The organism is Geobacillus sp. ZGt-1, assembly GCF_001026865.1.
GTDB lineage: Bacteria > Bacillota > Bacilli > Bacillales > Anoxybacillaceae > Geobacillus > Geobacillus thermoleovorans.
This window is the reverse complement of the sequence record NZ_LDPD01000023.1, coordinates 569,412-579,154: the sequence shown is the minus strand read 5'-3', so window position 1 is coordinate 579,154 and position 9,743 is coordinate 569,412. Positions and strand designations below refer to the sequence as shown.

At 52.0% G+C, this 9,743-nt stretch carries 8 protein-coding genes and 4 pseudogenes; all 12 read left to right on the top strand.

Features of this window, described 5'->3' with window-relative positions; translation table 11 throughout:
* A pseudogene (locus tag VU18_RS20270) lies at nucleotides 1-464 on the top strand (AMP-binding protein); the annotation flags it as partial.
* A 59-nt stretch (nucleotides 465-523) separates the two neighbouring features.
* A complete protein-coding gene (locus VU18_RS11680) occupies nucleotides 524-1,111 on the top strand; it encodes a TetR/AcrR family transcriptional regulator (protein ID WP_011232163.1) in 588 nt (195 codons plus the stop codon).
* 25 nt (nucleotides 1,112-1,136) lie between these two features.
* Nucleotides 1,137-1,718 (top strand): annotated as a pseudogene (locus VU18_RS11675) (enoyl-CoA hydratase); the annotation flags it as partial.
* Nucleotides 1,719-1,824: 106 nt separating this feature from the next.
* The gene (locus tag VU18_RS11670; protein WP_014196480.1) at nucleotides 1,825-2,811 is read left to right on the top strand and encodes an aliphatic sulfonate ABC transporter substrate-binding protein; all 987 of its coding nucleotides are present in this window, start codon (nucleotides 1,825-1,827) and stop codon (nucleotides 2,809-2,811) included.
* A gap of 157 nt (nucleotides 2,812-2,968) precedes the next feature.
* A complete protein-coding gene (ssuE, locus tag VU18_RS11665; protein ID WP_014196479.1) occupies nucleotides 2,969-3,511 on the top strand; it encodes an NADPH-dependent FMN reductase in 543 nt (180 codons plus the stop codon).
* Nucleotides 3,512-3,523: 12 nt separating this feature from the next.
* A complete protein-coding gene (ssuD, locus tag VU18_RS11660; protein WP_047758134.1) occupies nucleotides 3,524-4,645 on the top strand; it encodes an FMNH2-dependent alkanesulfonate monooxygenase in 1,122 nt (373 codons plus the stop codon).
* Between the two features lie 104 nt (nucleotides 4,646-4,749).
* A pseudogene (locus tag VU18_RS11655) lies at nucleotides 4,750-4,968 on the top strand (enoyl-CoA hydratase-related protein); the annotation flags it as partial.
* 65 nt (nucleotides 4,969-5,033) lie between these two features.
* Nucleotides 5,034-5,810 (top strand): electron transfer flavoprotein subunit beta/FixA family protein, encoded by a 777-nt coding sequence (locus tag VU18_RS11650; protein WP_011232161.1) that lies wholly within the window; start codon nucleotides 5,034-5,036, stop codon nucleotides 5,808-5,810.
* A gap of 65 nt (nucleotides 5,811-5,875) precedes the next feature.
* Complete coding sequence (locus VU18_RS11645; protein WP_011232160.1) at nucleotides 5,876-6,853, top strand: electron transfer flavoprotein subunit alpha/FixB family protein; 978 nt, start codon at nucleotides 5,876-5,878, stop codon at nucleotides 6,851-6,853.
* Nucleotides 6,854-7,004: 151 nt separating this feature from the next.
* Entirely contained in the window at nucleotides 7,005-7,319 is a 315-nt protein-coding gene (trxA, locus tag VU18_RS11640; RefSeq protein ID WP_014196485.1) for a thioredoxin, read from the top strand.
* A 247-nt stretch (nucleotides 7,320-7,566) separates the two neighbouring features.
* Nucleotides 7,567-8,454 (top strand): annotated as a pseudogene (locus VU18_RS11635) (sulfonate ABC transporter substrate-binding protein); the annotation flags it as partial.
* A gap of 46 nt (nucleotides 8,455-8,500) precedes the next feature.
* A complete protein-coding gene (locus VU18_RS21270; protein ID WP_014196476.1) occupies nucleotides 8,501-9,706 on the top strand; it encodes a hypothetical protein in 1,206 nt (401 codons plus the stop codon).
* The last annotated feature ends 37 nt before the right edge of the window (nucleotides 9,707-9,743 follow it).

Below are 9,743 nucleotides of genomic sequence, written 5' to 3'. Positions count from 1 at the left end.
TGATGAAAGGCTATTGGAACCGTCCGGAGGAGACCGAGCAAGTGCTGCGCGACGGTTGGTTGTATACAGGTGACATCGGCTATATGGATGAGCGGGGGTATTTTTATATCGTCGACCGCAAGAAAGATGTCATTATCGCCGGCGGTTACAACATTTACCCGCGCGAAGTCGAAGAAGCGCTGTATGAGCACCCGAAAGTGCAGGAAGCGGCCGTGATCGGCGTTCCGGATCCGTACCGCGGCGAGACGGTGAAAGCGTTCGTCGTGTTAAAGCCGGGGGAGATGTGCAGCGAACAGGAGCTTGACGCGTTTATGCGCCAGCGCCTGGCTGCTTACAAAGTGCCGCGCATCTACGAGTTCCGCAGCGAATTGCCGAAGACGGCGGTCGGCAAAATTTTGCGCCGCGTGTTGGTGGAAGAGGAGAAAAAGAAGCTTGACAAATCGGCAGAATTGCCCGTAAAATGAAAATATGAATGATGGTTCATTCATTTGGCGGATGGAAAGTGAGAAAAGGAGAATCCATATTGCGGAGGGAAAAGCCGAAATTTAAGCAAATCATTGACGCTGCCGTCGTCGTCATCGCCGAGCACGGCTACCATCAAGCACAGGTGTCGAAAATCGCCAAGCAGGCCGGTGTCGCCGACGGCACGATCTACCTTTATTTTAAAAACAAAGAGGATATTTTAATTTCGCTTTTTCAGGAAAAGATGGGGGCGTTCATCGAGAAAATTGAACAAGAGACAGAAGGAATTTCAAGCCCCCTAGAGAAATTGTATGTATTGGTGAAAACTCATTTTTCCGCCCTCGCCGCTGATCCGCATATGGCGGTCGTGACGCAGCTTGAGCTGCGCCAGTCGAACAAAGAGCTGCGCCATCGCATCAATGAGGTGCTGAAAGGATATTTGCGGCTCATCGACCGCATCATCATGGAGGGGATGGAAAAAGGGGAGTTTCGCCAAGATTTAGACGTCCGGCTCACTCGGCAAATGATCTTTGGCACCCTGGATGAAACGGTGACGACGTGGGTGATGAACGAGCAAAAGTATGACTTGGCCGCCCTCGCCGATCCGGTGTACGAACTGCTCGTCAAAGGGTGCGCCGCCGGGCGTTAGGAAAGGCAGAAAGGGGAGAGGCTTCATGGAGCATTTTCGCATAGCGAAAGAGGAGTTCGTCGCCGTCGTGACGTTTTCGCGGCCGCCGGCGAACGCCCTTTCATCAGCGGTTTTGAAAGAGCTTTCAACCGTGTTGGACGAGCTCGAGACCGACCCGGACGTGCGCGTCGTGTTGCTTCATGGCGAAGGAAGATTTTTCTCAGCCGGCGCCGATATTAAAGAATTCACGTCCATCGCTTCCGCTGAGGAGGCATCCGGCTTGTCGCGCAACGGCCAACTCGTGATGGAGCGGATCGAACGCTTTTCCAAACCAGTCATTGCGGCGATTCACGGCGCCGCATTAGGCGGTGGGTTGGAGCTGGCTATGAGCTGCCACATTCGCGTGGTGGCGGAAAACGCCAAACTCGGCCTTCCGGAGCTGCAGCTTGGCATCATCCCTGGATTTGCTGGCACGCAGCGGCTTGTGCGCTACGTCGGCTTTGGCAAAGCGGCGGAAATGATGTGGACGAGCGAGCCGATCACCGGACTCGAAGCGGTTGAATGGGGGCTTGCCAACAAGGCGGTGCCGGAAGAGCGGCTTCTTGATGAAGCAAAAGCGTTGGCGAAAAGCTGATTTGGTCGATACGATTTTGCGCCGCATTTTAAGCGCAGAATCTGATGAGAAAGTCATCGCCGCGTCTTCGATGAGTGAAAAAAGGAGGGCGCTATAGACAGTGAAAAGAAGGCTCCTTTTGTTTTCGGTGTTGAGTGCATTCCTGTTGTTGGCAGCTTGCGGCCAAGAACGTTCTGCTTCCTTGTCTTCTCCTAAACAGTCGGCATCGACGGATTCTTGGCCGAAAGAATTGCACGTTGGCTTTCAAAAATCATCATTTTCTCTCTTTTTGAAAGAGAAGGGGTACTTGGAAAAACAATTGCAAAAGCATGGCGTTCAAGTAAAATGGTTTGAATTCCAATCCGGTCCCCCCCTTCTTGAAGCGTTGAATGCAGGACAGATTGACATCGGCTATGTCGGAGGAGCGCCCGCTGTGTTGGCGCAGGCCAATCCGGATTCACAGTTGGTGTATCTTGCCTATGAACCGGAAGTCGCGCGGGCGATCATCGTGCCGAAAACATCGTCGATTCATACGGTGGCGGATTTGAAGGGCAAAAAAGTGGCTTTCGGCAAAGGGTCAAGCGCCCATTATACGTTATTGACGGCGTTGGAGACAGCTGGATTGACACTCAACGACATTACCCCCGTGTATTTGCAACCGTCTGAAGCGCGAACTGCGTTTGAGCGAGGTGATGTTGACGCTTGGGTCATTTGGGATCCGTTCTTGGCTGATGCCGAAGTGAACGGCGGGGCGCGCATTTTGATTGATGCGAAAGGACTTCCAAAACAATATGGATTTATCGTGGGGCGGAATGAGTATGTGAAACAGTATGCCAATGTAGCTCAGACTGTCATTGCACAGCTGAACAAAGTCCATCAAGAAATTCACTCTTCTCCAGATGAAGCCGCCAAACTATTGGCCAAAGAAACGAAAATTGGCGAAGAAATTTGGAAACGGACGTTGAGCCGAAGAGGATATGGTGTGTTTCCGCTGACGAAGGAGGTGATCGACGCCCAGCAGCGCATTGCAGATCGTTTTTATGAAGCCGGGTTGATCTCAAAACGGGTCAAAGCGAAAGATGCTGTGGTCGTCATAAAGGAACAATAAAGTAATCCAGTAACATTAACAGTTCATGAATACAAGCCGTTCTACTGAACATGACGGGGCGTTGTAAAAGCCGGATCCCCTTGAACAACGCCCGCCAAAGGGGCAAAAGGGATGTCAAGGACGACGGGGGCAAAAAAAGAATGTGGGAGGGAAACAAATGACAACGGTGGCCATTATTTCTGGAAGCCCGTCGCACACCTCGAAAACGAATCGGGTGGCTGAATGGGTGAGCGAGCAATTGCAACAGCTCGGCCACACGGTGCATTTCATCCGATTGCGCGATTTGCCGGCTGAAGATCTGCTTTATGCTCATTCATCGAGTGAGCCGATCGCCGAAACACATGATTGGATCCGCCAGTCGAGAGCGGTCATTGCGTTAAGTCCAGTGTATAAAGGGAGTTACACCGGCATTTTAAAAGCGTATTTGGATTTGCTTCCGGAAAAGGCGTTTGCAGGGAAGCTGGTTGTGCCGATTGTCACGGGGGGAACCATTGCTCATCTGTTGGCTCTCGAATACGCGCTCAAACCGATTTTCTCCATTTTGGGCGCGCGGGAAATCTTGCATGGCGTCTTTATTTTGGATTGGACGTTGGGGCATGATGACGAAGGTCGCCTTGTGCTTTCTGACGATTTGTTGTCGCGGATGGAAGAGGTCTTTCAATCCATTTCCTGTGCAACCGAAAAAACCGTGATTGGATAAGGAGGAAAAAAGATGGAGTTGCTTTGGTTTATCCCTTCTCATGGCGACGGCCGATATTTAGGGACGACAAAAGGTGGTCGCTCCCCAGAATACAGCTATTTCAAACAAGTCGCCCAAGCAGCCGACCGCTTAGGATATACGGGCGTGCTCATTCCAACCGGCAAATCGTGCGAAGATCCTTGGCTGCTCGCTTCGGCATTGGCGGCTGAAACCGACCGTTTGCGCTTTCTTGTCGCTGTCCGTCCCGGATTGATGACGCCGACGTTGGCTGCCCGCATGGCTTCCACATTCGATCGGATTTCCGATAGCCGGCTGCTCGTGAATGTCGTCGCCGGTGGCGATCCCGTTGAGCTGGCAGGGGATGGGTTGTTTTTGTCCCATGACGAAAGATATGAGGCAACGGACGAGTTTTTGACGATTTGGCGTCGATTGCTTGCAGGAGAAGAAGTGACGTTGAGTGGAAAACATGTGTCGGTCAAGGGAGCCAAACTGCTATTTCCAGCGGTGCAAAAGCCGTATCCGCCCATCTTTTTTGGCGGATCGTCGGATGCCGGCCAACGGGTTGCGGCGCGCCATGCGGATGTGTATTTAACCTGGGGCGAGCCTCCTGAACAGGTGAAAGACAAAATCGAACGGGTAAGGGAGCTTGCTCGTCAAGAAGGCAGAAAAATCGAATTTGGCGTTCGTCTCCATATTATCGTTCGTGAGACGGAAAAAGAAGCACGGGAAGCGGCAGAGCGATTGATTCGCTATGTCGATGACCGGACGATTGAAGAGGCGCAACGGGTATTTGCTCGTTACGATTCGGTGGGACAGCAACGGATGCGACAGCTGCACGGCGGAAAGCGGGATTCGTTGGAGATCAGTCCAAATCTATGGGCTGGGGTAGGATTGGTGCGCGGGGGTGCGGGCACGGCTCTCGTCGGCGATCCGGAAACCGTGGCCGAGCGTCTTCGCGAGTATGAGCAGCTGGGCATCCGCTACTTCATTTTGTCCGGCTACCCGCATCTGGAAGAGGCGTATCGAGTGGCGGAGCTGTTATTCCCGTTGTTGCACTTGAACACTCCTTCCTCTTCCTCCATTCAGGGAGAGGTTGTGGGCCACGAATTTTTCCCTAATGTGATTAAAGTTTGATTGATTGCGAAAGAGAGGACCGGCAACGAGGGAGTCCTCTCTTTTTCATCATGTGTTGACATTGAAATTCATTTTCTCTTATAATCTTATTGTATTGATATTGATTATCATTAGCAAAAGCGTTGGCGAAAAAGATCGCCGCCAAAAGTCCGCTTTCCGTCCGTGCGACGATTGAACTGCTCAACGCCGCGAAGGAAAAATCGTTTGCCGAGGCAGTGCGCGAGGAAGCGGAATGGTTTGGCCGCGTGTTTGGATCCGAGGATGCAAAAGAAGGCGTGCAGGCGTTTTTGGAAAAACGGCCGCCTGTCTTTAAAGGGAAATGATCCCTGTAAATATCTGAATGTTGGAACATGAAACAATGTTCGACCAAACCGAGGAGGGGAACGACATGAACATTTTTGTGTTGATGAAACGCACCTTTGACACGGAAGAAAAAATCTCCATCGTCAATGGCAAGATCAACGAGGAAGGCGCTGAATTCATCATCAACCCGTACGACGAATACGCCATTGAAGAAGCCATTCAAGTCCGCGACAAACACGGCGGTGAAGTGACGGTCGTCACCGTCGGCAGCGAGGAAGCGGAAAAAGAGCTGCGCACGGCGCTCGCCATGGGCTGCGATAAAGCGGTGCTCATCAACATTGACGATGATGTCGAAGAACAAGACCAATATACGACGGCGAAAGTGCTCGCTGAATACTTAAAAGACAAAAACCCGGACTTGATTTTAGCCGGCAACGTCGCTATTGACGGCGGTTCCGGGCAAGTCGGCCCGCGCGTTGCGGAATTGCTCGGCATTCCGTATGTGACGACGATCACGAAGCTGGACATTGCCGACGGCGGCAAAGTGACCGTTGTGCGCGACGTCGAGGGGGATGAGGAAATCATCGAAACGTCGCTGCCGCTCCTTGTCACCGCTCAACAAGGGCTGAATGAACCGCGCTATCCGTCGTTGCCTGGGATCATGAAAGCGAAAAAGAAACCGCTTGAGGAGCTGGAGCTTGACGATTTGGACCTCGAGGAAGATGATGTTGAAGCGAAAACAAAAACGATCGAAGTGTTCTTGCCGCCGAAGCGCGAAGCGGGCAAAATTTTGCAAGGCGAGATCGCCGATCAAGTGAAGGAACTCGTTCAGCTGCTCCGCTCCGAAGCGAAAGTGGTATAAGCGGAAACCGCTGTCGGCGTTCGGATGAAGCACAACGGGGAATCAAAGGATAGGGGGACTGAAACATGGCACGTAAAGTATTGACCTTAGCAGAAGTGCGGGATGGATCGCTGCGGAACGTTTCGTTTGAAGCCATTGCAGCGGCCAAAACGATCGCCGAAGGCGGGGAAGTCGTCTCGGTGCTCGTCGGCGACCAAGTGCAGGCGCATGCGAACGAACTCATTTACCGCGGTGCGGACCGCGTCGTCGTCATCGAACATCCGAATTTGAAATTTTATACATCAGATGGCTATTCGCAAGCGTTAAAAGCCGTGATTGACAAAGAGCAGCCGGAAGGCATCGTCTTCGGCCATACGGCGCTCGGCAAAGACTTGTCGCCGAAATTGGCCATCAAGCTCGACGCCGGCCTCGTTTCCGACGTCGTCGCCGTCGAAGAGGCAGGCGGCAACATCGTCTTTACCCGTCCGATCTACTCCGGCAAAGCGTTTGAAAAGAAAATCGTGACAAGCGGCATCATCTTTGCGACGGTGCGTCCGAACAACATCGCGCCTCTTGAGCGCGACGAGTCGCGCACAGGCAGCGTGGAAGCGCTCGCCGTCGAGATTAAAGACTTGCGCGCAATTGTCAAAGAAGTCGTCCGCAAAACGGCGGAAGGCGTCGACTTGACCGAGGCGAAAGTGATCGTCGCCGGCGGCCGCGGCGTCAAAAGCGCCGAAGGCTTCAAGCCGCTCAAAGAGCTCGCCGAAGTGTTGGGCGGCGCGGTCGGCGCTTCGCGCGGGGCGTGCGATGCCGGCTATTGCGACTACTCGCTGCAAATCGGGCAAACGGGGAAAGTCGTCACGCCGGACCTTTACATCGCTTGCGGCATTTCAGGCGCCATCCAGCATTTAGCGGGGATGTCCAACTCGAAAGTCATCGTCGCCATTAACAAAGACCCGGAAGCCAACATCTTTAAAGTCGCGGACTACGGCATTGTCGGCGATTTGTTCGAAGTCGTTCCGCTCCTCACCGAAGAGTTCAAAAAACTGAAAGTGCATTCGTAATGAACAACACGGGCGGCTGCAGCCGTCCGTTTTTTGACGGATAAATTCCGCGGCAAAAGCGAATAGTAGAAACGAAGCAAAACATTCGCGCCGACATGCATTCCATGGTATACTTTGCTTGCAGCATTCAAGAAGATGGGAGGGAATCCATATGGCGATTGTCAACGCCACTGACCAAACGTTCGCCGCAGAAACGAAAGACGGCCTCACGCTCGTTGACTTTTGGGCGCCATGGTGCGGACCGTGCCGCATGATCGCTCCGGTGCTGGAAGAGCTTGACCGCGAAATGGGCGACAAAGTGAAAATCGTCAAAGTGAATGTCGATGAAAACCAGGAAACAGCGTCGAAGTTCGGCGTCATGAGCATCCCGACGCTGCTCGTGTTCAAAAACGGCGAACTTGTCGATAAAGCGATCGGCTATCAGCCGAAAGAGGCGCTTGCTCAGCTTGTCGGCAAACATGTGTAGTGATGGCATAGGAAAAATCCAGAGGCCTCTTCCTCTGGATTTTTATTTTTTGTTGAAAAATGGTTGACAGATGGCAGATAATTCTTTATATTTATAACCAACAATTCCTAGTGGTTAAGTTTGTTTTACACCTATTATTCATACTTTTCCTGTCTATTTAGTCATAATTAAGAAGGAGATCAAGAATGACGATCACGTACGTGTGTGAAAGCATTGCAAGAAATGAGCAAAGGAGGAAAAAGCGATCATGAAAAACAAAGTATTCTGGAAAACATTGGGCGGAATGTTAGCAGTCACTTTATGGCTGGCGATGGCATCTGGATGCGGAATACATAACGAGCCTGCGAACGCCAAATCATCGTCATCCTCTCCGCCATCTAGCAAAGTCATCCGCATCGGCTATCAAAAATACGGGACACTCAACATGTTAAAAGCGCGTGGTGACTTGGAAAAACGGCTGAAAAAATTAGGCTACACCGTACAATGGGCGTTATTTCCGGGAGGTCCTCAACTGTTGGAAGCGATGAATGCCGGAAGCCTCGATTTTGGCCATACCGGTGAAGCGCCGCCGGTATTTGCTCAAGCGGCTGGTACACCGCTCTTGTATGTAGCGACGTCACCTCCCAATCCTGTGTCCGAGGCCATTTTAGTCAAAAAGGACTCGTCCATTCAGACAGTGGCGGATTTGAAAGGGAAAAAGGTGGCGTTAAACAAAGGATCGAATGTCCATTATTTGCTTGTGCAGGTGCTCAAAAAAGCGGGATTGACACTTTCTGACATTCAGCCGGTCTATTTGCCACCAGCCGATGCTCGCGCTGCATTTGAGCAGGGGAGCGTTGATGCGTGGGCCATTTGGGACCCGTTTTACGCCGCCGCTGAAAAGGGAGGAAAGGCTCGAGTGCTCGCTGACGGCCAAGGATTGGTAGCGAACCGTGAGTTTTTCTTCGCTTCGCGTTCGTTTGCGCAAAATCATGCCGATGTCGTGCATGTCATCTTAGAGGAGCTGAAGAAAGTCGACCAGTGGGCAAACCGCGATCCGAAAGGAGTGGCAAAGTTTTTGGCGCCGGAACTCGGCATTGATGAAGCGGCGCTTGAAGTCGCATCCAAACGCCGGACATATGGCTTGGAACCGATTGATATTGATTATCATTTTTTTGGATGTGTGAACGGGGGGATACATAATGTCATTGAAATGGAAGTGGCTCGCCGTGTTTGCCGCCGCGGCGTTGGCGCTTGGCGCGTGCGGCCAGAGCAAACAGACGGCGGGAACAGAAAAAGAAAGCAGCAACCAAACGGCTGTGGAAAAACAAGAAAAGCCGAAAGAGGAAGAGAAGACGGAGAACGAGAAGGAAGAAGCGGAAGTCGATTATGCGGGAGCGTTCAGCGAAGCGCTCGCGGAGCTTGAGAAGGCGAAGCAAGGCGGGGCGGTCGACTTCGGCAAAGTGGAGAGCATCTACAAAGAAAAGCTGCAGCCGCTTGTACAAAAACGTGACGCGGAATTTGAAGATACGCTTGACCAACATATTACCAACGCACTGGCCGCCGGCAAAGACGGGTCGCTTGAGCCGTTGGTTGTCAAGCAAATTTTTGACAAGCTGATGCAAAAAGTGTTTTACACGACGATCAAGCATGAGTTTACCGAAGCAGAAGAACATTGGGCCAATAAGGAAGAAGTAAAGGAAGAGCTTAAGGAAGCCAAAACCTTTTACGCGATTTTGCAGTCGACCGTGGAAAAGCGCGATGCGGCTTACGGAACGAAGTTGGTTGACGCGATCAACGGGGCGTTTGCCCAAATGGAGCAAGCGGTCCAAAACGATGATGCGCTCTCATTTGCCCTCGGCAAGCAAGTCGTGGACAAAACATTGATGAAAACATTCTATTTAGCGAGCGGAGCGCTGCCGCACGGCTATGCGGCGAAGGCGGCGGCTGCGGCCAAGGAAAACGCCGAAGAAGCCAAAGTGGAGCAGGCGGAAGGCTGGGCGTTTTATCAGTCCGTCTATCCGTATATGAAACGGCATGCCGCGGAGGAGGCGGACTACATTTTGAAACAGTTTGACCTGCAAACCGATGTCAAAACGCTCGATCCGAAAGCGGTGAACCATGCGTTCGTGCGCGGATGGGCGAAAGTGGCGCTTCACGAATATGAAGAAAGCAAAGAAAATTGGGGGCAAGACAAGTCGGTGATCACCGCCTTAGAAGGCGCGCTCTTTATTAACATGATCGAACAGGATATCAAAACGCTGCTTGGCGACAAAGCATACACCGACTTGAACGAACAGGCGACACGCTACCTAGAGGCGGCAAAGGCAAAAAACAAAGCTGAGGGTGACAAATGGCTGCCGCAAATTGAAGCCGCCCTGCAACAAGTGATTGAAAAAGCGAAATAACCTAGCAAACAAGGGGATGACCCAAAAGGGTAATTTT

Bases quoted from the DNA above. Each gene is read 5' to 3' on its own strand.
- ssuE (WP_014196479.1), top strand. From the start codon at position 2,969: ATGACAACGGTGGCCATTATTTCTGGAAGCCCGTCGCACACCTCGAAA.
- ssuD (WP_047758134.1), top strand. From the start codon at position 3,524: ATGGAGTTGCTTTGGTTTATCCCTTCTCATGGCGACGGCCGATATTTA.
- VU18_RS11650 (WP_011232161.1), top strand. From the start codon at position 5,034: ATGAACATTTTTGTGTTGATGAAACGCACCTTTGACACGGAAGAAAAA.
- VU18_RS11645 (WP_011232160.1), top strand. From the start codon at position 5,876: ATGGCACGTAAAGTATTGACCTTAGCAGAAGTGCGGGATGGATCGCTG.
- trxA (WP_014196485.1), top strand. From the start codon at position 7,005: ATGGCGATTGTCAACGCCACTGACCAAACGTTCGCCGCAGAAACGAAA.
- VU18_RS21270 (WP_014196476.1), top strand. From the start codon at position 8,501: ATGTCATTGAAATGGAAGTGGCTCGCCGTGTTTGCCGCCGCGGCGTTG.